This is a genomic window from Collinsella sp. LCP21S3_A3 (assembly GCF_052118905.1).
Lineage (GTDB): Bacteria > Actinomycetota > Coriobacteriia > Coriobacteriales > Coriobacteriaceae > Collinsella.
On the sequence record NZ_JBQKGH010000001.1, the window covers coordinates 128821 to 152193 of the forward strand.

17 protein-coding genes are annotated in these 23373 nt (G+C 60.3%); 8 read left to right on the forward strand and 9 right to left on the reverse strand.

All coding sequences use genetic code 11. From position 1 onward, the window contains the following. Window positions 1-199: 199 nt before the first annotated feature. The gene (gene thrC, locus ACTQ0H_RS00620) at window positions 200-1717 is read right to left on the reverse strand and encodes a threonine synthase (protein ID WP_441063016.1); all 1518 of its coding nucleotides are present in this window, start codon (window positions 1715-1717) and stop codon (window positions 200-202) included. 103 nt (window positions 1718-1820) lie between these two features. On the opposite strand from thrC, the gene ACTQ0H_RS00625 reads away from it, so the two are divergent. The 3 genes from ACTQ0H_RS00625 to ACTQ0H_RS00635 all read left to right on the forward strand — a co-directional run bounded on the left by ACTQ0H_RS00625 (window position 1821) and on the right by ACTQ0H_RS00635 (window position 5731). Next, window positions 1821-3209 carry an aspartate kinase gene (locus ACTQ0H_RS00625; RefSeq protein WP_154514910.1) on the forward strand — a complete coding sequence of 463 codons (1389 nt, stop codon included), beginning with the start codon at window positions 1821-1823 and terminating at the stop codon, window positions 3207-3209. Window positions 3210-3430: 221 nt separating this feature from the next. Beyond that, window positions 3431-4456: an aspartate-semialdehyde dehydrogenase gene (locus ACTQ0H_RS00630; RefSeq protein ID WP_154514908.1), complete on the forward strand. Its 1026-nt coding sequence runs from the start codon at window positions 3431-3433 to the stop codon at window positions 4454-4456. 696 nt (window positions 4457-5152) lie between these two features. Continuing rightward, window positions 5153-5731 carry a methylated-DNA--[protein]-cysteine S-methyltransferase gene (locus tag ACTQ0H_RS00635; protein WP_441538205.1) on the forward strand — a complete coding sequence of 193 codons (579 nt, stop codon included), beginning with the start codon at window positions 5153-5155 and terminating at the stop codon, window positions 5729-5731. Window positions 5732-5937: 206 nt separating this feature from the next. Here the strand turns inward: ACTQ0H_RS00635 and ACTQ0H_RS00640 are convergent, their stop codons facing one another. After that, window positions 5938-7173 (reverse strand): chloride channel protein, encoded by a 1236-nt coding sequence (locus ACTQ0H_RS00640; RefSeq protein ID WP_441063017.1) that lies wholly within the window; start codon window positions 7171-7173, stop codon window positions 5938-5940. 314 nt (window positions 7174-7487) lie between these two features. Between ACTQ0H_RS00640 and ACTQ0H_RS00645 the strand changes: the two genes are divergently transcribed. Both ACTQ0H_RS00645 and ACTQ0H_RS00650 read left to right on the forward strand, forming a co-directional pair. Next, window positions 7488-8189 carry an ABC transporter ATP-binding protein gene (locus ACTQ0H_RS00645; protein WP_427718202.1) on the forward strand — a complete coding sequence of 234 codons (702 nt, stop codon included), beginning with the start codon at window positions 7488-7490 and terminating at the stop codon, window positions 8187-8189. Between the two features lie 5 nt (window positions 8190-8194). Further along, window positions 8195-10960, forward strand: coding sequence for an FtsX-like permease family protein (locus tag ACTQ0H_RS00650; protein WP_441063018.1), 2766 nt, complete (start codon window positions 8195-8197; stop codon window positions 10958-10960). Between the two features lie 512 nt (window positions 10961-11472). On the opposite strand, the gene ACTQ0H_RS00655 is transcribed toward ACTQ0H_RS00650, so the two are convergent. After that, the gene (locus ACTQ0H_RS00655; RefSeq protein ID WP_154514896.1) at window positions 11473-12552 is read right to left on the reverse strand and encodes a 6-phosphofructokinase; all 1080 of its coding nucleotides are present in this window, start codon (window positions 12550-12552) and stop codon (window positions 11473-11475) included. Between the two features lie 140 nt (window positions 12553-12692). Continuing rightward, window positions 12693-13778: a carcinine hydrolase/isopenicillin-N N-acyltransferase family protein gene (locus ACTQ0H_RS00660; protein WP_441063019.1), complete on the reverse strand. Its 1086-nt coding sequence runs from the start codon at window positions 13776-13778 to the stop codon at window positions 12693-12695. Between the two features lie 161 nt (window positions 13779-13939). On the opposite strand from ACTQ0H_RS00660, the gene ACTQ0H_RS00665 reads away from it, so the two are divergent. After that, a complete protein-coding gene (locus tag ACTQ0H_RS00665) occupies window positions 13940-15325 on the forward strand; it encodes a M18 family aminopeptidase (RefSeq protein ID WP_441063020.1) in 1386 nt (461 codons plus the stop codon). A gap of 285 nt (window positions 15326-15610) precedes the next feature. Here ACTQ0H_RS00665 and ACTQ0H_RS00670 read toward each other — a convergent pair whose 3' ends face one another. From ACTQ0H_RS00670 to ACTQ0H_RS00680, 3 genes are all read right to left on the reverse strand, one after another. Then, window positions 15611-16552, reverse strand: coding sequence for a D-2-hydroxyacid dehydrogenase (locus ACTQ0H_RS00670; protein WP_441547679.1), 942 nt, complete (start codon window positions 16550-16552; stop codon window positions 15611-15613). A 123-nt stretch (window positions 16553-16675) separates the two neighbouring features. Continuing rightward, window positions 16676-17563, reverse strand: a complete 888-nt coding sequence (map, locus tag ACTQ0H_RS00675; protein ID WP_441063021.1) for a type I methionyl aminopeptidase — start codon at window positions 17561-17563, stop codon at window positions 16676-16678. Between the two features lie 169 nt (window positions 17564-17732). Continuing rightward, window positions 17733-18509: a radical SAM protein gene (locus ACTQ0H_RS00680; RefSeq protein WP_441063678.1), complete on the reverse strand. Its 777-nt coding sequence runs from the start codon at window positions 18507-18509 to the stop codon at window positions 17733-17735. Window positions 18510-18745: 236 nt separating this feature from the next. On the opposite strand from ACTQ0H_RS00680, the gene ACTQ0H_RS00685 reads away from it, so the two are divergent. Continuing rightward, complete coding sequence (locus ACTQ0H_RS00685; protein ID WP_441063677.1) at window positions 18746-19543, forward strand: alpha/beta fold hydrolase; 798 nt, start codon at window positions 18746-18748, stop codon at window positions 19541-19543. 211 nt (window positions 19544-19754) lie between these two features. After that, entirely contained in the window at window positions 19755-21635 is a 1881-nt protein-coding gene (locus tag ACTQ0H_RS00690; protein ID WP_441063676.1) for a diguanylate cyclase, read from the forward strand. 71 nt (window positions 21636-21706) lie between these two features. Here the strand turns inward: ACTQ0H_RS00690 and ACTQ0H_RS00695 are convergent, their stop codons facing one another. Further along, window positions 21707-22516 carry a gamma-glutamyl-gamma-aminobutyrate hydrolase family protein gene (locus ACTQ0H_RS00695; protein ID WP_427793644.1) on the reverse strand — a complete coding sequence of 270 codons (810 nt, stop codon included), beginning with the start codon at window positions 22514-22516 and terminating at the stop codon, window positions 21707-21709. An 87-nt stretch (window positions 22517-22603) separates the two neighbouring features. Then, the gene (locus tag ACTQ0H_RS00700) at window positions 22604-23368 is read right to left on the reverse strand and encodes an amino acid ABC transporter ATP-binding protein (RefSeq protein ID WP_117840240.1); all 765 of its coding nucleotides are present in this window, start codon (window positions 23366-23368) and stop codon (window positions 22604-22606) included. Between the last annotated feature and the right edge of the window lie 5 nt (window positions 23369-23373).

The window sequence follows — 23373 nt, forward strand, 5'->3', positions numbered from 1 at the left end:
GTCCTCCTGGCGTGCCTGGCTGTTTAGTTCGCTGCTCGGGCAGTCCTGCGCAAGACGGAAAGCACATTAAGTGCTTTCCTTTGCGTGCGGAACTCGCGACGAACTAAACAGCCAGGCACGCTGTGCGCGTTCGTCATCATCCCGGGGGTTATCTGATAAAAGAAGGTGCGCCGGCTTTCGCCGGCGCCTAATGAGGGTTTTAGTTGGTAGCCATCTTTTTTGCTGCAGACTCGACGTAGCTTGCCATCTCATCGACGTCACAGACGTCTTCGAAGCGGACGGGTTTGGACTCGAGCTCGGCGAGCTGTGCCGGTGCGGCCGTATTGGTGGCCTGCTCGAGCACGCGCATGGCCTCAAAGTCGTCCTCGGGAACGTTGAGACCCAGAGCATCGCAGCAGGCACGCGGGAACTTGTAGGGGCTGGCGGTCGAAAGCAGCACACGGGCCTTGGCCCCCTCGGCGGGAGCGACCTTTTCAAAGACGTGATAGCCGCAAGCGGTGTGCGGGTCGATCACGTAGCCGTTCGCATCCCAGCAGCTCTTGATGGCAGCGCGCACCTCGTCCTCGCTGGCCCAGCCGCAGCCAAAGACGCTCTGAATCTTTGCCAGCAGGTCGGCGGGAACCTCATAGTGACCAGTCTTTGCCAGCTGCTCCATAAGGCCGGCAACAAGCTCGCAGTCGCCATCGGACAGGAAGTAGAGCATGCGTTCCAGGTTGGAGCTGATGAGGATGTCCATCGACGGCGAGATGGTCGTGAAGAACGGACGGTTGCGGTCGTAGACGCCGGTGGTCAGGAAGTCAGCCAGCACGTTGTTCTTGTCGCTCGCGACAATGAGCTTGGCGACGGGCAAACCCATGCGCTTGGCATAGTAGCCGGCCAGGATATCGCCAAAGTTGCCGGTCGGTACGCAGAACTCCACAGCGTCGCCGGCCTCGATGGCGCCGGCGCGCAACAGCTGCGCATAGGCGGCAAAGTAGTAGACGACCTGCGGCACCAGACGGCCGACGTTGATGGAGTTGGCACTCGAAAGCACCGTTCTGGCGGCCTCCAAGCGCTCGGCAAGCTCCTTATCGGCAAAGATGCGCTTGACGGCACTCTGGGCATCGTCGAAGTTGCCGCGAATGCCGCAGACGGCGACGTTATCGCCTTCCTGTGTGGACATCTGCAGATTCTGCACGCGGCTGACTTTGCCTTCGGGATAAAAGACGGTGATGCCCGTGCCCGGAGCGTCGGCAAAACCGGCGAGTGCGGCCTTGCCGGTGTCGCCCGACGTGGCGGTGACGATCATGATGCGCTCGGCGCCGCCGTCCTTGGCGGAAGTGCGGGCCATGAGGCGGGGGAGCATCTGCAGGGCGACGTCCTTAAAGGCACTCGTGGGGCCGCCAAAGAGCTCCATCACATAGGTCTGAGGGGCGTCAGCGCCCGGCGCAGCGTCGAGTTTGACGAGCGGCGTAACCTCTTCACTCGCGAACGTGCCGCGATATGCCTCATTCACACAGGCCGAAATTTCTTCGCCCGTGTAATCATTCAGTAACATTCCCAACACATCTTGAGCGATTTCAAAGTACGATTTATCTGCAAGCGAGCTGATATCGACCTGCTGGGTGCCGAGCTCGTCCGAGACAAACAAACCCCCGTCGGGAGCGATGCCGGTGCGGATTGCCACCTTACTTGAGCACGATAAAGTGCGTCCTCGTGTACTATGATAAGTTCCCATATAACACTGCTCCTCGGATGCCTTGGTCCCAATCGGTGAAACCATGGTATCAGAGCGCGCAAAACAGGTTCGCAGAGGCTTTTAGAAAGGTAACCTCCAGCCCATGATTAAGATTGCCAAATTTGGCGGCTCGTCGGTCGCCGACGCCGAACACTTTAAGAAGATCAAGGCCATCGTCGATGCCGACCCGGCCCGCCGTTTTGTGGTGGTTTCCGCCTGCGGTCGCCGCTTTAAGGGCGACACCAAGGTGACCGACCTGCTCTACCTGGTTAACGCGCACGTTAAGTATCACGTGTCGTGTGAGGAGCTGCTCGAGGACATTGGCCAGCGCTATTTTGATATCGCTGACGAGCTGGAGCTCACCTATCCCATCCGTGAGGAGTTCGCGGCCTTTGCCGAGCGCGCCCGCTCGGGCGGCTACTCCACCGAGGAGCTTGTGAGCCGCGGCGAGTACTTCACCGCTCGCCTGATGGCCGAGTACCTGGGCCTGCCGTTCCTGGACGCCGCGACGGTTGTGGCGTTCCATCACGACGGTACGCTCAGCATGAACCGCACCTCCGAGCTGGTGCAGGAGTACGGTCAGCAGGGCGGCTTTGTTATGCCCGGTTTCTACGGCGCGACGCGTGAGGGCCAGATTAAGCTGCTCGATCGTGGCGGCGGCGATATCTCGGGCTCGATCCTGGCCAAGTGTCTGGACGCCGACCTTTACGAGAACTGGACCGACGTTTCGGGCTTCTACTCTGCCGATCCGCGTATTGTTCCCGAGGCTCAGCCCATTGCGCGCGTTACCTACGAGGAGCTGCGCGAGCTTTCGTACATGGGCGCAAGCGTCCTGCACGAGGAGGCCGTGTTCCCCGTGCGCGAGGCGGGTATTCCGCTGGTCATCAAGAACACCAATGCGCCGCAGGACCCCGGCACCATCATTAGCGAGACGGCTGATGAGGGCGAGGCGGAGCCCATCATTACCGGCGTGACCGGCAAGCGCGGTTTTGTCGCCATCAACGTAGCCCGCGATCGCACCAAGCCCCGCGTCGGCTTTATGCGCCGTGCACTTTCGGTCTTCGAGCGCTATGACGTTTCCGTCGAGCACATGCCCACCGGCGTCGACCGCTTTGGCGCCGTGGTGCAGGAGCAGGATGTGCACGATTCGCTGTACTCGCTCGTGGGCGACATCCAGCAGGAGGTTGAGCCGCTCGAGATTGAGGTTGTCGAGGGCCTGGCGCTCATCGCGACCGTCGGCCGTAACCTGCGCGGCCGCGCAGGTATTTCTGGCCACCTGTTTGGCATGCTCGGCCAGGCTGGCGTGAGCGTGCGCATGATTTCGCAGAGCTGCGACGAGATCAACATCATTATCGGTGTCGAGGATAAGGACTTCGACCTGGCGATTCAGACCATTTACCGTGCCTTCTCCGACGAGAACGGCATTGTGAAGGTCTCCGATCTGGAGGCTCCTGCACCGATTGAACCCGCCCTGGCTGCCCTCCACAAATAGCGACCATCCCGGTAGATTTTTGGGATATGTCTAGAAATCTACCTTTTGGCGCATGAGTGGGTTTTTGAGGCATGTTCCAAAAAATCTAGCGCGGGGCGTTTCGTTTCGGTTTCGTTTCGACGGGGTGGGTTTCGTGTCCGCCCCGTTCTTGTATACACTGGGCAAGAATATCCTGCCTGCTCGGCGTGCGGGCAAAAGCCACAACCTTTAAAGGGGGAAGCATGAAACAGTACACGGTTGCTATTTTGGGCGCGACGGGGGCCGTGGGCACCCAGATGCTCGAGTGCCTCAACGAGCAGGAGTTTCCGGTTGGCAAGCTCAAGCTGCTGGCGAGCGCGCGCTCTGCGGGCAAGACCGTTGAGTTCCGCGGCGAGCAGGTTGTTATTGAGGAGGCTTGCCCCGAGGCCTTTGAGGGCTGCGACATCGTACTCGGCGCTGCCGGCGACGATATCGCCAAGGAGCTGCTGCCCGAGGCCGTCAAGCGTGGCGCCGTCGTGGTCGACAACAGCCACGCCTTCCGTATGGATCCCGAGGTGCCGCTCGTCGTGCCCGAGATCAATGCCGACGACATCAAGTGGCATCACGGCCTTATCGCTAACCCTAACTGTGCAACTATCATCGGCCTGGTTCCCACCTGGCCGCTGCACAAGCTCGCCGGCGTGAAGCGCATGATCGTCTCGACGTACCAGGCGGCTTCGGGCGCTGGTGCTCCCGGTATGGCCGAGCTCGAGGCCCAGCTGGCCGCCCTGGGTCGTGGCGAGGAGATTCCCGAGCCGCGCGCATTTGCCGCCCAGTTGGCGAGCAACCTGATTCCGCAGATTGGCGGCGTCAAGGAGGAGGGCTTTACCTCCGAGGAGATGAAGTTGCAAAACGAGGGTCGCAAGATTATGCACCTGCCCGAGCTGCGCGTGAACTGCACTTGTGTGCGCGTGCCTGTGCTGCGCTCGCACTCCGAGAGCATTACGCTCGAGTTTGAGCGCGACATTACGGTCGAGGAAGCCCGTGCTGCGCTGGCTTCTGCCCCGGGTGTCAAGCTGGTCGACGACCTGGGTGCCGAGGATGCGCACGACCGATTCCCCATGCCGATGGACACCTCCGACCAGGACCTGATTTGGGTCGGTCGCGTGCGCCGCGACATCTCGAACCCCGAGGCCGCGCGTGGCATCACCTTCTGGTGCTGTGGCGACCAAATCCGTAAGGGCGCGGCAACCAACGCCGTCCAGATCGCCAAGCTGCTCTGCGAGTAGCGGTGGAACTGTCCGGCGGGGGCCGGGCTCAGCTTTCAGAACGTCCTCGATCATGTGCGGCGCCTTGTCCTGCTCCTTCGGAGCCGCGGACAAGGCGCCGCACTGGTCTGCGGAGTGTTCTGAAAGCTGAGCCCGGCCCCGCCTGCGGTGACTCGGCTGCGAGCGGCCTGCGATGGGGCCGTTGTTGGTTGGGGCCGCTGGGCTGATGTGAGGGCGCGTGGCCGTTGCGGGCCCTGGTCCCGGCGGCGGCCTCGGCGCTTTGCGCCTGTCTCCTTTGGGGACTGCGGGTCCGTGACGGCAGCTGCGGCGCTTCGCGCCTGCTGCCTGAGGTGACTTTGGGGTTGGGGTGAATTGAAGTTGAATACTTTTCCCGAGAAGTGAACGACCTATTTTGGACCCCCGAAGCATTGACATATTTTGACCGCTATTTCCTGCGGCTTTGCTGCGCGAATCCTGCGGTTTTGTAATCAAAAAGTGTGGATGCTCCGGGGCCTCGTTTTTACTCGTTCACTTCTCGGGAAAAGTATTAGAGCTCAGCTGGCATGGGTACCGCTCTGGCGTCGAAGCCCCGCGTCTTCTCCGCTTGATTGGGGAAAGCGGCCTCGCTTAAACAATTACGAGCCTGCCCGGGCGTATCAGACAGGTTGTCTGCACAATTCGCGGTATTATGGTGCGGAGTTTTGAAAGGAGCCGCTGGTGGTCACGACGACGTTTGCTTCGCCTTTGGGCGAAATCCTGCTTGCCGCTGATGGCCGCGGCCTGACGGGGCTTTGGTTTGAGGGGCAGGAGCACTTTGGCTCCACGCTTCTCCGGGAAGACTCCGAACATGTTGAAGGGGCCGATGCGGTTTCCGGTGCTGGTGGCATGTCGTCGGCGAGTCCGGCTCATGGTGCGGCTTCTTCGGTGCTTGAGCGTTCGTGGGCTTGGCTGAATGCTTATTTTGCAGGGCAGGAGCCTCTGTATACGCCGCCGTTGCATATGATCGGTACGGCGTTTCAGCGTGAAGTCTGGTTTGAGCTGCTTTCTATTCCGCGTGGCGAGGTCGCCACGTATGGCGAGATTGCGGCTCGTGTCGCCGCCCGCCATCGGGTGCCGGGGAACGAGGACCCCGTTGTGTCTCCTCGTGCGGTGGGAGCTGCGGTCGCTCGCAACCCTATTTCGATTATCGTGCCGTGCCATCGCGTGGTTGCCGCCGACGGCTCGCTTAACGGATATGCCGGCGGGCTCGATCGCAAGGAGTGGCTGCTTCGGCTTGAGGGCGCGTACGAGGACTAGCGTTCGAGCACTTTGCATAGCCAAGATGCCGTGAAAGAACGGGACACGCTTTCCGAATGGAGACTCAGACGGAAACCACGTCCCGGAATTCCGTTTTAAAGCGGGATGCGCTTTCCGAATGGCGTCCCAAGCGGAAACCGTGTCCCGGAATACAGCCTCAGAGTGGGACGCCGTTTCCGGTTGAGACCACCTGCTTGGACATCTTTCTACGCTCGCTCTTGCAGGGCGTAGATCGACTTATCCATGTTGAACAGGTAAGCCACGACGCAGACAATAAAGAACATCGGCAGATTACCAAAGCCGAAGACTTCGCAGCCAATAAGGATGGGTGCGAGCAGCGTATTGGTGGCGCTGCCAAAGACGGCTGCGTAGCCCAGCGCGGCGCAGAACTCGGCGGGCATGCCGAGAATCCCGGCGAGTACGACACCCAGGCTGGCTCCGATGGAAAACAGCGGCGTCACCTCACCACCCTGATATCCTGCGGCAAGTGTGGCGATGGTGAGTACGAATTTGAGCGCCCAGTCCCAAGGCATGATGGTGACCTTACCGTTACCGTTGAGCGCCGCCGATATCAGGTTGGTGCCAAGGCCGCAGTATCGACCCTGCCACAGTGCGAACAGAATCGCCGATAGCGCGATGCCGATAGCGGCGATGCGCGCATAGGGGTTGGGGAGCAGCCGCGCCGCAAGGGTCTTGGTATGGGCAAGGCACCAGGCAAAAGCTCCACCTACCATACCAAACGCGATGCCTAGTACCGCAAGCCGTCCAAGACCGGGGAGGTCAAGCGCGCATGAGGCGACAACGGCGACCTCGAACTTCTCGAGTCCCAGGACACCGGAGGCCATACTTGCGGCGAGCGAGGCTGTAAGCGCGGGAAACAGCGCGCGGTATTCCATGCGTCCTGCGACCAGTACTTCGATAGCAAAGACCGTGGCAGCAAGGGGCGTTCGAAAGAGCCCGGCAAAGCCGGCGGCCATGCCGATAAGCAAAAACGTGTTGCCGGGGTCTCGGAAAGGTAGACGTCGGCCGATCCAATGTGAGACGGTTGCACCGATCTGCACGGCCACACCCTCGCGTCCCGCACTGCCGCCAAAGAGGTGCGTCCCCCACGTGCTCAGCATAATGAGCGGCACCAAGCGCGGCGAGATGGCGTCCTCACGCCCGTGGCCTACGTCGAATACCAGGCTCATGCCGCGGTCGGTGCCCTTGCCCCAAGCGCGGTAGGCAAACACGATGGCAAGGCCCATAAGGGCGAGGAAGGGGAGGAGCAGGGTGATGTGCTCGTCGCGGAAGGCGCCGATCGCCAAAAGCACGCGTCCAAAGAGCGCGCAGATGGCGCCAACGATGATACCGACGGGGATTCCGACGGCACCCATAAGCACAAGACCGCTATAGGTGTTGAGCAGACGTTTGATTCTGCTCGATGCGCTGCTTTCCGACACTTCTCCTCCAAAACAAAAAAGACTCCTGCCGCAGCGTGATGCCTAGGGGCATCACGTAACAGCAGAAGTCATCAGCAACAAGGCGGTTTAGGGTAACGCGGCAGCTTGGCTGGCGCACCCAACGGAGACATTCATTCCGCAGTGGCATCATAGCGGTGGATACGGTTTGGGTCAAATGGTTGCCGTGGACAGTCCTGGTGCCTGCCCGCACCCTCGTTTCCCCATATAAAACCTGCCAAAATAAACCTGTCCCTTTTTGGTCGGTGCGAAATGGGTAATACTAAAGAGTTATCCGACCAGATGGGAATTAATCGATGGCTTATATCGAATTCAAAGACGTCGTCAAAGCATACGGCGAGGGTGATGCCCGCATTCACGCGCTGGACGGCGCGAGCTTTACGGTCGAGCGTGGCGAGCTCGCCATCATTTTGGGTGCTTCGGGTGCCGGCAAGACCACGGCGCTCAACATTCTGGGCGGCATGGATACGGCGACTTCCGGCACCGTAACGGTGGATGGGCGCGACGTGAGTTCCGCCAATGAGGCGCAGCTCGTGGAATACCGCCGCGCCGACGTCGGCTTTGTCTTCCAGTTCTATAACCTGGTTCCCAACCTGACGGCGCTCGAAAACGTCGAGCTTGCGGCGCAAATCTGCCCCGATTCGTTCGATGCCGAGCAAACGCTTCGCCAGGTTGGCCTGGGCGAGCGCCTCGCCAACTTCCCCGCGCAGCTTTCGGGCGGCGAGCAGCAGCGCGTGTCCATCGCCCGCGCACTGGCCAAGAACCCCAAGCTGCTCCTGTGCGATGAGCCCACGGGTGCCCTCGACTACAAAACCGGCAAGCAGATTTTGCAGCTGCTGCAGGATACCTGCCGCAAGCAGGGCATTACGGTCATCATCATCACGCACAACTCCGCGCTCGCGCCCATGGCCGATCGCCTGATCTGCTTTAAGAGCGGTCGTGTGGAGAGCGAGACGGTCCAGCAAAATCCCGTGCCTATCGAGACGATCGAGTGGTAGCGCCCATGGACCAAGATCGCCAAAACAGCCAAAACCACGATACGGAGCACGTGGGTCACGATCGGGAGTTCGCGACCTACCGTACCGCTCAAAGCTCAAATGATATGGCGCCGACGGTTTTTCGCCGTGGCATCTCCCGCACAATCCGAGGCAGTCTTAAGCGCTTCCTATCTATCGTGGTCATTACCGCGCTCGGCGTGAGCGTGATGTGCGGTCTTAAGGCGGGCTGCGAGGATCTTCGCGATTCGGTCGACGTCTATTTTGACCAGCAGAATGTCTATGACATTAACGTGCAGTCGACCTATGGCCTTACGCGCGACGATCTTGCGGCCATTCAAGAGGTCGACGGCGTCGAGACGGCCGAGGGCATCTACACCGAGACCGCCTACACCGCCGTGGGTACCACGCGCGAGCGTGTAGTCGTGCAGAGCCTTTCCAGGAAGAATATCGATCAACCGGTGCTGGTGAGCGGCGATTTGCCCGAGAGCGCCGGCGAGGTCGCGGTGACTTCGAAGTTCCTGAAGGCTTCGGGCAAAAAGCTCGGCGACACGGTGAGTTTTGCCGCCAATGACGCGAGCTCGTCGAACCAAAGCGCCAAGGACCAGTTTGCCGCGGGTGATTACACCATTACGGCCGAGGTCCTCGATCCTACTGATGTGAGCTCCGACTCGACAGTCAACGCCTTTCGCGCTGCTTCGGCTGCGGACTATAAGTTCTATGTGAGCGAGGATGCCGCGACATCTTCTTCCTACTCCGCGGTCCACGTGATCGTCGAGGGAGCCAAGAGCCTCAACTCCTATTCAGATGCCTACACGACAAAGATCAACGAGGTCAAGGGTAATATCGAGAAGATTCGCGACGAGCGTGAGAAGGTGCGCGCCCAAGAGCTGACGGTCGACGCGCCGGCAAGCTTGGATGCCTCCGAGCGCCAGGCGAATATGCTCTTTGGGATTGAGCAGGACAACATCAACCGCATGCCCCAGGGCAGTGAGGAGCGCGCTCGGGCTCAGGCCGATTTGGACCAGCGCCGCGCCGCCACCGACCAGCAGTTTGCCGATGCACGCGCCGAGCTTTCCGATCTGGGCGAATGCACTTGGTACATCCAGGATCGCGGTAACATCGCAAGCTACTCAAGCGTCGAGAGCGACAGCTCTTCGATTGAGGCCATCGCCACGGTTTTCCCATTTATTTTCTTTGTCGTAGCCGTACTCATCAGCCTTACCACCGCCACTCGTATGGTCGAGGAGGAGCGCACGCTCATTGGCCTGTACAAGGCGCTCGGCTATTCACGCGGGCGAATCCTGTCCAAATACGTGGACTACTCGCTGTGGGCATGTCTGTTCGGCGGCGTACTCGGCAACATCATCGGATTTGTGGGGTTGCCGCTGTTCCTGTTTACGGTGTTCGACGACATGTACTCACTGCCCCAGATGCTGCTTTCGTACGACATCGTGTCCTCGATCGTCTCGGTGGCGCTGTTTACCGTGGGCGTGGTGGGTGCCACGATTATCGCCTGCCGCCACGAGATGGCCGAGACCCCAGCCTCGCTTATGCGTCCCAAGGCCCCGCGAGCCGGCTCGCGCATCTTGCTTGAGCGCATCGGCTTTATTTGGCGCCGCATGGGCTTTTTGAACAAGGTGGCAGCGCGTAACCTGTTCCGCTACAAAAAACGTGCCTTTATGACCATCTTCGGTATCGCCGGCTGCACGGCGCTCGTGATCTGCGGTATGGGCATCCGCGATACGTCGGTGGCGCTTTCGCCCAAACAGTATGGGCATATCACGCGCTATGACTTGCTGGCGGTCGCCAATCCCGATGACTATGCTCAGACGTGTGCGGCGCTGGAAGAGCGTAGCGCGGCCAGCGACTCCGGCGTACGCGTGACCTCGACCCTGCCGATTATGACCGACAACGTCACCTTTACGTTTGGCGGTAGGAGCGAGACCGTACAGCTCATCGTGGTGCCCGACGACCGCACGGGTGACTTGGGCGATTACGTGCGCCTGGAGGATGAGTCCAAAGAACCGCTCGCCCTGCGTGACGGGGACGTGTATTTAAGCAAGAGTTCACAGCTGGTGCTGGGGATTCAGCCGGGCGATACGGCGCAGGTCCAGGATTCGTCGCTCAATGTTACCAAGGTCAAGGTTAGCGATATCTCGCTTAATTATTTGGGCAACACACTTTATATGACGCAGGGCACCTATGAGCGCGCGTTCGGCCGAAGCGCGCGTCTTAACGGCATCTTTGTGCTGCTTAAGGGCTCGTCGGCCGACCAGATTGCGTTTAGCAAGAAGCTTAAGAGTGACGGTTGGCTTACGATTTCGAGTACGGCCGAGCATTGGGAGAACTATGAGTCGAACTTTACGATTATCAATTCGGTCGTAGTGCTTGTGACCTTTATGGCGGCGTGCCTGTCGTTTGTGGTGGTGTTTACGCTGTCTAATACGAATATTTCGGAGCGCGAACGCGAGCTGGCGACCATCAAGGTGCTGGGCTTCCGCCGTGGCGAGGTGCACCACTACGTCAATAAGGAGACGTTGATCCTTACGGCGATTGGCACCGCACTGGGCGTGCCGCTGGGTGGCCTGCTTGCCGAGAGCTTTACGTACGTTCTTCAGATGCCGTCGCTGTACTTTGATGTTGAGGTCGAGCCGCTGAGTTTCGTGCTCGCTGTGGTGCTTTCGTTTGGCTTTACGATTATCGTCAACCTCGTCACCAACCGAACCCTCAACAAGATTGATATGGTCGGTGCCCTCAAGAGCGCCGAGTAACCTGTTCTTGGATTCAAGTTGTAGCGAGCTGTGACGTGCCGCAGTCGCTTTTTTGTATAAACCGCCCCGCAGAATGCATATTTTGGCGGGGCGGTTGCTTTTTACCCGCAGGTACCCCCAGGGGCGGCGTGCAAATTCCGGAGAATTCAGCATTCCGGAGTCCACGAGTATGGGAGCGGGCGCACAAAACTGCGCTGAAAGCCCTGATTCTGAGCTCCCAACGCCTCAAGAGCCGCTCGTTTTTACAAGATGTGGCCCATGGCGCCTGCCTTTCGCCCAAAATTCAGTATGCAGGCACCCTCGGCTGCTGAAAACTCCCAAAAATGCACGGCGCCTCCTGCCCTAGGCACCCGCAGCAAGAAGACGAATAGCCTCGGCGAGCATGTAAACGCAGGGCCCTCCGACCCCGACCGACGATTTCGATTGGCGACCTTTGACGGAGTCAAGGGAGGAGCCAAATCGAAATCGTCGGTCGGGGTCGGAGGGCCCGATGGGATGGATTTCGGCCGAGGCTATTCGTCGCCGAAGCTGATGCCCAGCGCCTTGGCCTCGCGTACCAGGTCGCTCTGGGGATCGACAAACTTGAGCTTGCCGGCGACCTCCTCGAGCGGCATGTGGCACATCTTGCCGTCACGCAGGGCAATCATGTAGCCAAACTCGCCGCGTAGGCAGCCCAGTGCCGCCTCAACGCCGCACTGGGTCGCAAAGATGCGGTCCTGGGCGTCGGGCTGACCGCCGCGCTGCGTGTGGCCGGGGATGGCGACGCGGGTCTCGCGACCGGTCTTGGCCTCGATCTCCTTGGCAATGTCGTAGACAATCGACGGACTCGTGCGCTCGGCGAGCTTCTTCTTGTACTCCTTCTTGGGCAGCGCCGCGTCCTCCTTGGAGATAGCGCCCTCGGCGACGGCCACGATCGTAAAGCGGCTGCCGGTCTCCATGCGATGCTCGATGGTCTTGATGACGTTACCCATGTCGTAGGGAATCTCGGGAATCAGGATGACGTCCGCGCCGCCCGCGACGCCGGCGTACAGCGGGATCCAGCCAACCTTGTGGCCCATGATCTCGATAACGAACACGCGGCCGTGACTCGAGGCGGTGGTGTGGATGTCGTCGATGCACTTGGTGGCGACATCGATGGCGCTCGTAAAGCCAAACGTCATTTCGGTGCCCCAGGTGTCGTTATCGATGGTCTTGGGCAGAGCGATAACGTTGAGGCCCTCTTCGCGCAGGCGGTTGGCAGTCTTGGTGGAGCCGTTGCCGCCCAGCATAAACAGGCAGTCGAGTTGCAGCTTGTGATAGGTGTGGACCATCGCGGGCACCTTCTCGACACCGTCGGCCTCGGGAATGTCCAGGCGCTTGAACGGCGTGCGGCTCGTGCCCAAAATGGTGCCGCCGCGGGTGAGGATGCCGCTAAAATCGGCAGGCGTCATGACGCGGAACCTGCTGTAGATAAGGCCCTGGTAGCCGTCCTCAAAACCATAGATCTCGATAGGTTCTTCGCTATTGGTCATAAGCGTTTTGACGATGCCGCGCATGGTGGCGTTGAGCGCCTGACAGTCGCCGCCACTGGTAAGAAGACCGATCCTAAGCATGATGAATCCTTCCGGGCAAGTTATAACATGCGCATAAGTTTACCCCCGCACACTGTTGATACGGGGGTAAAACGTGTTAGCTCAAGCGTATAGAAATGTAAACAACGTCAGGCGAGCGTAAGGTCGACGGGCCTGGCTCCTTACAGCGCGAAGGCGTCGACGTCGCCCCAGTGGCGGCGCAGCGTAATAGCGGCGGCGGGTTCGGTATTGTCAAAGACGACCGACCATTGCGTATTGCTGGTGATGTCTTCCGGATTGGGCTCTTGCGCTGCGGCGCGCAGGGCTTCCCAGGCAATCGTTTCGTCCTGGGCACCGACATGGGCGTCAAGGACATCGGCAATTGCGACGGCGCGCTCTTTACCATGGCCCAGCTCGCCGTTCTTTTGGTTGGGCAGCACTTCGTCGCCATAGCAGGGGTAGAAGTTCGTAACCTGGCGTACAGGAGTCGATTTGAAAGCGCGGTCCGGATCGTGCGGATCCCACTCTGCTACGCGCGCGTCACCGGTGGCGTCGTTGATAAAGAAGTGATAATCGCGTCCTGCCATGGCGTGCATGTCGTAGGCGGAAAGCAGGTCGACAGCTTCTTGCGTGGTGGCGGCACGGTCGAGCACCAGACGGATGGCGAGCGAGGTATTGATGACAGGGCGTTGCGTGTCCTGGTCACAGGGCTTGGAATCCAGGGTGAGTACGGCAACGGACACGCCGCATTCGTTAACACCGTCGAGCTGGGCAAACGGACCCATGAGTGCGGCGGCGCGTCCGGCGACGGAGTCAAGCGGAGTGTTATCGCCCAGGTTGTTAAGGGCGGCAAACCCGATGGAGGTATAGCCGCCGCGTGGGTGATTGCGCACCAGCAGCGCCGAGGTGTCGTCCTTAAAGTCGTAATTGCGACCGGTGCGCACGCGGCCTTCGGCATCTACGGCGACAAAAGCGCTGCAGGCAAACTGGGGAGCCTGGACATGTGCCGGCACACCGGGCAGCACCTGCGCCACCACGGCATCGATGTAGGCCTGGTCGTCGCGCACGCCAGCGGCGATGATGCGATCAAGATCGTAGTCGTAGGCGATGTCGATTGCGTACAGGTCATAGCCATCCGCGTAGCCGGTCAAGCGTTTGAGCGACGCGGCGGACTTGATTTGCTTGCGGTAAAGGATACCGGTGGCAGCGGCAAGGCCGACGGCGACTCCCGCGACACCGCAGGCGATGGCAATGTTACGTGGCTTCATGACGGCTCCTCTCGTCCTGTTAGCGTAATTATCGCAAAAGGAGCGCGGGCATGATGGCTCAACCTGGTGAGTGGCACGGGATTAAACATGGAATGAAGAGTGCGGCGCTGGCGTGGCGGGGTATGCTGGAGGGGACCATCAACCCAGCGAAAGGGGAGAGCATGACGGATCAGGAAACGCCCGAGCGCGCGCATGTGACGGCCGACGATATCGAGGCCGCCAACGACCTTATCGACTTTATCGAGGCGTGCCCCAGCATGTTCCATACGGCAGCGACCATTATGGCCGAGCTCGACGAGGCGGGCTTTACCTACCTGCCCGAGAACGCGGCATGGGACATCGAGCCGGGCGGGCGTTATTACACGCAGCGCAACACCTCGAGCGTTATCGCCTTTAAGGTGGGCGAGGACCTGGCCGCGACGTGGGGCGAGGACGGCGTTGCCGGCGACTATCATTTTCAGCTCACGGCGTCGCACAGCGATTCTCCGACGTTTAAGGTCAAGGCCGTGCCCGAGCTTGACGGCGCGGGCGAGACGCTGCGCCTGAACACCGAGGCCTACGGCGGCATGATCGACTACACCTGGTTCGATCGCCCGTTGGCGCTGGCTGGACGCGTGCTGGTGCGCGAGGGCGGCCGTATTGAGAGCCGCCTGCTTGCCACCGAGCGCGAGGTCGCTATCATTCCGAGCCTTGCTATCCATATGAACCGTGGCGTCAATGAGGGCTTTGCACCCAACCGCGCCGTCGACTTGTGCCCGCTCATCAGCGCCGGCGAGCTTAAGCAGGGCGACTTTGATGCTCTGATCGCCGACGAACTGGACGTCGAGCCCGAGCAGATTCTGGGCCGCGATCTGTTTCTGGTCAATCGTCAGGACGCGCGCATTTGGGGCTGGGCCGACGAGTTTATCTCGACGCCCAAGCTCGACGACCTAGCCTGCGCCTACACCTCGCTGCAGGCATTTTTGGGCGCCGAGAATGCGCATGACATCTCGGTCTTTTGCTGCTTCGACAACGAGGAAGTTGGCTCCGAGACCAAGCAGGGCGCCATGTCGACGTTCTTGGCCGATGCGTTGCGTCGCATTAACGGGTCGCTGGGCTTTGATGACGAGTCGTACCACCGTGCGCTTGCCGCCTCGATGCTCGTGAGCTGCGACAACGCGCACGCCGTGCATCCCAACCACGCCGAAAAGTGCGATGCCCACAACCAGGTCGTGCTCAACGGCGGTATCGTCATCAAGGAAGCCGCCAACCAGCACTACTGCACCGATGCCTTTAGCCGCGCAGTGTTCCAGGCCATCTGCGATGACGCAGACGTGCCCACGCAAGCCTTTGCCAACAAGAGCGATATGGCGGGTGGCTCCACGCTCGGCAATCTGTCCAATATGCAGGCGAGCATGCACGCCGTGGACGTGGGCCTGCCGCAGCTGGCCATGCACTCGAGCTACGAGACCGGTGGCGTGCGCGACGTGATGTACGCGATCCGTGCCCTCACGGCTTTCTACGAGCGCGACCTAAACATCAACGGTGCCGAAAGTGTGGAGCTTTAAAACCTGCCAAAAAAGGACGGGTTTATTTTGGCAGGTTTTATCTGGGCAAATGCCGCAATGTCAACGGTAAGACGGAGCTGCTAAGGCTTGCAGATGAAGCCGACGCCAGCGGAACCGCCGCAGGTAGAGCAAAAGTCAGCGAGAGCCCGCCGTTTGAGCCAAGGTGCCGTGAAATGAAGAGGCGCTGACCTTCTGGTCGCGCCTTTGAAATTGAACGGCAGATTGGCCAAACGGCGGGCTCGCAGCGTCGAGGGGTTCCGGCGTTTGGTAAAACGCCGGAACAATCTAATGCTCAATCCAACAACGTAAAGTTTCGCCGGCCAGCAGGTGACGCAGATTCTCCGCGGCGATGTCGACCACGTTATTGAGCGTGGCGGCCAGGTGGAACCAACCCGAGACGTGCGGCGTGATGAGCATGTTGGGTGCATCCCACAGCGGGCTTGTGGCGGGCAGCGGCTCGGGATCGGTGACGTCGACCGCGGCGCCGGCGAGATGTCCCGATTCCAGAGCGGCAACCAGGTCGTCGGCGACCACAAGATCGCCGCGGCCGCCGTTGGCAAAGAACGCGCCCGGTTTCATCGCGGCGAAGAACTCGGCGTTCGCCAGACCGCGGGTCTCGGGCGTGCTGGGCATAAAGGATGCGACGATGTCGGCCTCTGCCAGGCGCTCAGACAGGGCATCCATGCCGTCCATGTCCTCAAACACAATGGGGTAGACGAGCGGATGGCGCTTGATGCCGCGGACATGCGCACCCATGCTGCGGCAGAGCGTGGCAAAGTAGCCGCCGATATCGCCTGCGCCCAGCACCAGCACGTTGGCGTTTTTGAGCGAGGTGACCGGCCCCAAATCCTCCCAGCGATGCTCGCGCTGCAAGTCGTGATAGCCGGGCAGGCGCTTCATCATGGAAAGGACCATGGCAAACATGTGCTCGCTCACGGCCTGACCGTAGGCGCCGATCGAGCAAGACAGCTTGGCTTCAGCCGGCACGGTGCCGGCGGCAAGGTAGTCGTCATAGCCGGCGGTCTGCAATTGCAACAGCTGGAGATGGTCGCATGCCGTGAGCATGTCAGGGTCGATGTTGCCCAGGATCACGTCGGCATCGGCGACCTGTTCGCGCGTGATATCGCCGGCGCTCGTGTAGATAAAATCCTCGCCCGGAGCGCTCGACTCAAGAATTGCACGATGGCGGTCGTTGACGGGCAGCAAAACCAGGATGTTCACAAGCATTCCTCTCCGCTCAACCTGCCAAAAAGGGACAGGTTTATTTTGGCAGGTTTTATCAGGCAAAACGTTCAAATAAAACGCCGGATGTAAGACGAGCGTGCCCGTCAGCATCCGGCGCATCTACGGCTACCAGCTCAGCAGCTCGTAGCCGTCCTCGGTCACCACGAGCTGTACCTCGCACTGGGCCGAGTCGCTGCCGTCCTTGGTGCGCACGCACCACCCATCGCCCTTGCTAATCTTAATGTCGGGTGCTCCGGCGTTGACCATGGGCTCGATAGTAAAGACCATGCCCGGAACCATGATAGTGTCCACGTCGGGCGCCTCGGTGGTAAAGCCCACAAACGGGTCCTCGTGGAACTCCTTGCCAATGCCGTGGCCACCGTACTCGCGCACCACGCTAAAGCCGGCGTCCTCGACCGTCTTTTGTACGGCCTCGGCCATCACGGAGAGCGGCAGCCATGGCTTGACGGCTGCCAGACCCGCCTCCACGCTGGCGCGGGTGACGTCGACCAAGCGCTGGCGCTCGGCCGAGACCTTGCCGATGCAGAACATGCGGCTCGAGTCGCTAAAATAGCCGTCTAAGATCGTTGAGCAGTCCACGTTGATGATGTCGCCCTCGTGCAGTACGTCCGTATCGCAGGGAATGCCGTGGCAGACTACGTCATTGATCGAGGTACACACGCTCTTGGGGTAGCCCTCGTAGTTGAGGTCGGCCGGCGTTCCACTATGCTCGACGGTGTAGTCGTAGATCATCTGGTCGATCTGGTTGGTGGTCATGCCCGCGGCGATATGCTCACCCACATAATCGAGCACGCCCACGTTGATGGCGGCCGAGCGCTTGATGCCCTCGATATCGGCAGGCGTCTTATAGAGCGTGCGGGGCAGGACGTTCCAGCCCTCTTCCCACAGGCGCTCGAGGCGCTCATCAAAGGAGCTGTGACATTTCTTGTATTTTTTGCCGCTGCCGCACCAGCAAGCGTCGTTGCGGCCAGGCACGGGTCCATTGTCAAACATGGCTAACTTCCTTTCATTCGCAGCTAGTATAGCCCACCCGCAGAGCAGCTAATTTGGGACGGGGCTTTTTTGACTGCTTTTGTCCGCGCGGCCTTGCGCCGCCCATATCGCTCCCAAAAGCAGTCAAAAAAGCCCCGTCCCAAATTAGCTGCTCTTGGGCAGACGGGTGCTAGTAACTCACCTGGCAGGGGATGCCGAGGGCGCGCACGCGTGTGGCAATCGCGTCGAGCGCCTCGGGAGCCGCTTTAGCAAGGCCGGCGACTGGTGTCTCGCGCGCCACCGTGTAGATGGTCGCCTCCTGCGGACGAATGCGCTCAAGCGCCGCGAGCCAGGGGGCAACGTACTCCTCGCCGGTGTTGTCGATGGGCTTGCCCTGATACTCACCGGTCAAAAAGATCGTCTGAATGATAACGTGACCGTCAAAGCTCGCGAACGTCTCGATCTGGTGCTCGACGTCGTAGGGACCAACGGGCTGGTCGAGCAGCTGGATAAATGCCGGATCGACCGTATCGAGCTTGAGGATGTTGTCGTCGACCATCATGAGCGCATCATGCACCTGGGGACGGTCGGCGCGCGTGCCGTTGGAAAGCACGGCAATCTTGGTGTTCGGGGCCAACTGGTCGCGAAGCGCGACAGCGCCGGCAATAGCCTGCGGGAACTCCGGTGCGGCGGTGGGCTCGCCGTTGCCGGCAAACGTGATTACATCGGGCAGCTCACCCTCGACCGTCATCTCGCGTAGTTTGGCTTCGAGTGCGTCGAGCACCACGGCAGCCGTGTTGTGTGGCTCGTGGCAGGGGCGTTCGGCGTTGAGTCCGTTTTCGCAGTAAATGCAGTCAAAGGTGCAAATCTTGCCGCTGGCAGGCATCATGTTGACGCCGAGCGAGAGTCCAAGGCGTCGGCTGCGGACGGGCCCAAAGATGGGGCTGGCATTCAAAAACGTAGACATAGGCATATGCTCCTCGGGACAGTTGCACTTAAGCATAGCATTGGCCCCCGTGCCAATCGCGGGTCTGGACACTGTTGTCTAAGCCGAAACTGTGCAGTCTGGTGAGTTTTCGGAACCCTATCATGAAAGGGTGCGAGTCGGGTACAGTAAACGCACTTAAGTATGCGCAACATGGCGCCAGACTATCCAAGTCGCACCTCGGTGCGGCCTGATGGCGTTGACGATAGGATCACAACATGGATTTTACGGTCGAAAATGCGGGCACCACGATTGCCTGCCGCGAGTATGCCGGCCCGGATGTATCGTCCGATGCGCCCGCCTTGGTGTGCGTGCACGGTGCGTGCGTCGACGGCACATTTTTTGACGGCATCGCCCACGAGCTCACCCGTGACTATCGCCTCATTGCCTATGACCGTCGTGGTTGCGGCGAGAGCGACGATGCGGCAGACGGACGCTACGATCTGGCAGTTCAGGCTGCCGACCTGCGAGCTGTTATCCAACATGCCGGCGCCCCGGCAAATGTCCTCGCGCACAGTGCCGGTACGCTGGTGGCCCTGGAGCTTCTCCGTGCAAACCCCGCCATAATCTCGCGTGCGATTCTGCATGAACCTGCCGTGACGGATGAGGGCGCCGGCCTGGGCGCGGCCCCGGTTTTGCTCGAGATGATCGCTGCGGGAAAGGTCTCCAGGGCGTTACGGGCCTTCCTTGGCGCCATCGGCGATTCGGACCCTGAGGCCCCCAAGTTAACCGAGGCAGAAGCCAAGCATGCCCTGCGCAACGGCCGCAGTTTCATGGCAAACGAATACGGGATTACTATGACCTGCGTTCCCGATTGGGATAGCGTTCGCGCGTCGAAAACGGTGGCCGCCGTGCTCTTGGGTGAACTCTCGATTGGCACGCCCCGCGAGGCGGGCACGAGGATGGCGGCTGAGCTTTTGGACTGTCCACTCGTAATGGTTCCCGGCGCGCACAACGGCCTGCGCGATCGCCCGGCAGCGGCTGCCCAGACTGTTCGTGGCATCCTGGGGCTCTAGCGCTTGCAATAGCCGAAACAGCCTTCACCCGCAAACGTTTCGGCCGTGTTAACAAATGTGCTCAAAACCTCACGTCTGCGGCTTCAATCGCGTCGCCTGCCAACTCATAAAAATGTAACAGCATTCACGTGCTTACCTGCATCGGCAAGGTGTTACCCTTGTAACAATTGGAACCCATCGCTACCATGCGAAACTATCGAAAGGGCCCCATATGCTCAATAGTCACGAGGCCAATCTAACCGACGAGGAGGCTGCCGCTGAGGTCGCCCGCGTCGCGAAGACCTACCCCGTGGTGCGCCTGCTTTCTGCCGAACAGATTAAGAGCGAGCCTAACTGCCTACTCGCCGGCGACCGCTGCCCTTGTCTGCGTCAGTCGAGTCTTGAGGCCTTGGAAGACTCCGATGAGGTATCGGAGCAACTGCTCAACGATGGTGTTGAGTACCGCGCCCGTCTGCGCCCTCTAAAGGTCGAGGGCGAGCCTCGCGTCCTGCTGATGGTGCGTCCGATTGATGAGCAAGAGGCCACAGAAGAGGACCTTGCCTACACCGACGTGCTGACGAGTGTGCGCAATCGCCGATATTACGAGGAAAAGCTCCGCAACGCCCGCATGAATGCCGGCGTTGCGGTGATCGACCTTGATGATTTTAGGGTCGTCAATGATACGTGTGGCCGTCATGCCGGCGACCTTGCGCTCGGTGCTGTGGCGACAGCCATACGCAGCGGAATTCGTTCGACTGACGAGCTTGTGCGCTATGGCTGCGACAAGTTTGTGGTCGTCATGCCCAATATTCCCTCCGATGACTTCACCCGTCGCCTGCATCAGGTATCCGATGCCGTTCATGCCACGATTATTCCGGGCCATGAGTACGTGAGCTTGACGGCATGTGTTGGTGGCGTTCGCATTCATGGCGAGACGGTCGATGAGGGCGTTGGCCGCGCTGTCCAGTTACTGAGCCACGCTAAGACAAAAGCCGGTACGGTCGTGACCGATGCCGATTCCATCGAGGCCTTCCAAAGCCAAAAGCCCCTGGTGCTGATTGCCGACGATTCCAAAGTGAGCCGGTCCATCCTCGGTGAGATGCTCAAGGACGACTATCGCATTCTAGAAGCCGATAGCGGTCGCGCCACGCTCGATGCGGTTGACCGTTATGGTGGCGACCTGTCCCTCGTGCTGCTCGATATTGTCATGTCGGACATGAGCGGCTGTGAGGTGCTGGCCGAGCTTTCGCGTCAGGCAGCCCTCGATAGCCTACCTGTTATTGTGATCTCGAGCGAAGACACCGACGACGTGGTGTTACGTGCTTACGATTTGGGCGCCTCGGACTATATCAGTCGCCCGTTCGATGACCGCATTGTGCGTCGTCGCGTCAACAATATTATTCGACTGTATGCCAAACAGCGTCGTCTGATGAGTCTGCTGTCGCAGCAGTACAATGCGCGCGTCAATAACAGCCGTATACTCGTCGACATCATGGCGAGCGTCATGGAAGTCCGTAATGGCGAAAGCGGCAGGCATGTCACGCATATCGAGAAGTTGACTGAGCTGCTGCTTGGCGACTTGGCGCGACGGAGCGACAAGTACTCTCTTGGCAACGAGGAGCGTTCTTCGATTGCGTTGGCGTCGGCGCTGCACGATATCGGCAAGATGTCGATCGACGATGCGATTCTCAACAAGCCCGGACGTCTGACGCCCGAAGAGTTTGAAATAATGAAGACGCATACTACCATTGGCGCCGACATGCTGCGCAATCTGGGCAGAAACCATGAAGGAAGTGCCCTTTTGGACTATGCGTACCAAATCGCCCGCTGGCATCATGAACGTTGGGATGGTACGGGCTATCCTGACGGTCTTAAGGGCGACGATATCCCCATTGCCGCTCAGGTGGTCTCGGTGGCCGATGTGTACGATGCGTTGACGAGCGTGCGTGTGTACAAGGACGCCATTTCGCAAGAAGAGGCGATTCGGATGATTCTGGACGGTGAGTGCGGCGCTTTCAATCCGCTGCTTATCGAGTGTCTGCTCGAAGTGCGCGATCGCATTGCCGAGACGCTGGAGCGCCCTGCGGACGTTGTCGCGTTCCCTTCGGTTTAAGCTAGGCAAAGGGGCGCCCCGTCGGACCATGTGGCCGGCGGGGCGTCCTTATCTGTTGTGCGGTTCGCGAACTAGCGGGCCTGCTTTACCTTGGCCGCCGCCTCGACAAACGACTTCCACAGGTTAAAGTCGGTCTCGAGCGTCTGCCAGGTGTACTCGGGATGCCATTGCACACCCAGGCAGAAAGGCTGGCCTTCGACCTCGATGCACTCGGGAACGCCGTCGGTTGCCTTGGCGACCAAGCGCGTGCTCTTACCCAGACGCTCGACGCAGCAGTGGTGTGCGGAGTTGGTCTGGATCAGCCTGTGCCCGCCAACCGCGCGCTCCAGAAGCGAGCCCGGCACGACCTCGACGGGATGCACGGGGTCGTTGAGCACGTGGGTATGGCGCCACTGCGTGCGGCCCTCGCGCGCGCCCAGGCTCGGTACGTCCATGCACAGGGTGCCGCCAGTGGCGACGTTGAGCAGCTGCGTGCCGCGGCAGGTGGTAAAGAGCGGCTTTTTGGCGCGGAGCACCTCGTCGACCAGCTTAAACTCAAAGCTATCGCGGATCTCGCAGCAGAGGGTGGGGTCGTAGGGTCGATCATCGCCCCAACGTTTGGGATTGACATCGGGGCCGCCGGGAATAGCGATGCCGTCGGCGATATCGACGTAATGACGGATGACCTCAATGTCCTCGGTGATGGACATCTGCAGCGGCAGGCCGCCGGCGGCAAGGATGGCATCGACAAAAACACTGGCGATTTCCTCGTTGGGGGAGAGTGTCTCGCTCAAAAACGGCTTTGCCTCTTCCCAACGCGGCGCCACCAGGATGAGCGGACGGTCGGAGGGGGCAACGTCGACGTGCGGGGTATAGGACGAGGAAGTACGTGTTCCGATCATGGATGCTGCTTTCGAATCTGAAGGTGACAGGGCGCATGAGAGACGTGGGACAACACTTTCAATGGATTTGTCCCACGGGGTTGCTGGTTAGTGGCCCTTGATGGAGTTGAGGAAGTCCTGGGCGCGCTTGGTCTGGGGGTGGTCGAAGAACTCGTCGGGCGTGCCGGTTTCCACGATTTGGCCGTCGGCCATAAACACGACGCGGTCGGCCACGCGGCGGGCAAAGTTCATCTCGTGCGTAATGACGATCATCGTCATGCCCTGCTGGGCCAGACGGACCATGACCTCGAGCACCTCGTTGATCATCTCGGGGTCAAGGGCGCTCGTGGGCTCATCAAAAAGCATGGCCTTGGGTTGCATGGCAAGCGAGCGGGCGATGGCTACGCGCTGCTGCTGGCCGCCCGAGAGCTGTGCGGGCACCTTATCGGCCTGTTCGGCAACGCCCACGCGGCCCAGCAGGTCCATGGCGCGCTCGCGAGCCTCGTCCTTGGAGACGCCCAGCACGTCGACCGGTCCCAGCATGACGTTCTGCAGCACGGTCATATGTGCGAACAGGTTGAACTGCTGAAACACCATGCCCAGCTCGGCACGCATACGGGCAAGGTCCTTGCCTTCCTGCGGCAGAGGCTCGCCCTCGATGAGGATCTCGCCCGAGTCGATGGTTTCCAAGCGGTTGATGGTTCGGCACATGGTCGACTTGCCCGAGCCCGAGGGGCCGATCACGACGACGACCTCGCCGCGGTCGACCGAGAGATTGATGTCGTTGAGGACGTGCAGATCGCCATAGTGCTTATCGACGTGCTTGAGCTCGATCAGCGGCTGATTGCCGGTGGAAGAGGTGCTCTGTGCCATGGTGC

What these genes read in the sequence shown, in the direction of transcription:
- ACTQ0H_RS00645 (WP_427718202.1), top strand. Translation starts at nt 7,488, where the DNA reads ATGGCTTATATCGAATTCAAAGACGTCGTCAAAGCATACGGCGAGGGT.
- map (WP_441063021.1), bottom strand. Translation starts at nt 17,563, where the DNA reads ATGTTTGACAATGGACCCGTGCCTGGCCGCAACGACGCTTGCTGGTGC.
- ACTQ0H_RS00630 (WP_154514908.1), top strand. Translation starts at nt 3,431, where the DNA reads ATGAAACAGTACACGGTTGCTATTTTGGGCGCGACGGGGGCCGTGGGC.
- ACTQ0H_RS00660 (WP_441063019.1), bottom strand. Translation starts at nt 13,778, where the DNA reads ATGAAGCCACGTAACATTGCCATCGCCTGCGGTGTCGCGGGAGTCGCC.
- ACTQ0H_RS00685 (WP_441063677.1), top strand. Translation starts at nt 18,746, where the DNA reads ATGGATTTTACGGTCGAAAATGCGGGCACCACGATTGCCTGCCGCGAG.
- ACTQ0H_RS00625 (WP_154514910.1), top strand. Translation starts at nt 1,821, where the DNA reads ATGATTAAGATTGCCAAATTTGGCGGCTCGTCGGTCGCCGACGCCGAA.
- ACTQ0H_RS00690 (WP_441063676.1), top strand. Translation starts at nt 19,755, where the DNA reads ATGCTCAATAGTCACGAGGCCAATCTAACCGACGAGGAGGCTGCCGCT.
- ACTQ0H_RS00655 (WP_154514896.1), bottom strand. Translation starts at nt 12,552, where the DNA reads ATGCTTAGGATCGGTCTTCTTACCAGTGGCGGCGACTGTCAGGCGCTC.
- ACTQ0H_RS00670 (WP_441547679.1), bottom strand. Translation starts at nt 16,552, where the DNA reads ATGCTTGTGAACATCCTGGTTTTGCTGCCCGTCAACGACCGCCATCGT.
- ACTQ0H_RS00700 (WP_117840240.1), bottom strand. Translation starts at nt 23,368, where the DNA reads ATGGCACAGAGCACCTCTTCCACCGGCAATCAGCCGCTGATCGAGCTC.
- ACTQ0H_RS00680 (WP_441063678.1), bottom strand. Translation starts at nt 18,509, where the DNA reads ATGTCTACGTTTTTGAATGCCAGCCCCATCTTTGGGCCCGTCCGCAGC.
- thrC (WP_441063016.1), bottom strand. Translation starts at nt 1,717, where the DNA reads ATGGGAACTTATCATAGTACACGAGGACGCACTTTATCGTGCTCAAGT.
- ACTQ0H_RS00695 (WP_427793644.1), bottom strand. Translation starts at nt 22,516, where the DNA reads ATGATCGGAACACGTACTTCCTCGTCCTATACCCCGCACGTCGACGTT.
- ACTQ0H_RS00650 (WP_441063018.1), top strand. Translation starts at nt 8,195, where the DNA reads ATGGACCAAGATCGCCAAAACAGCCAAAACCACGATACGGAGCACGTG.
- ACTQ0H_RS00665 (WP_441063020.1), top strand. Translation starts at nt 13,940, where the DNA reads ATGACGGATCAGGAAACGCCCGAGCGCGCGCATGTGACGGCCGACGAT.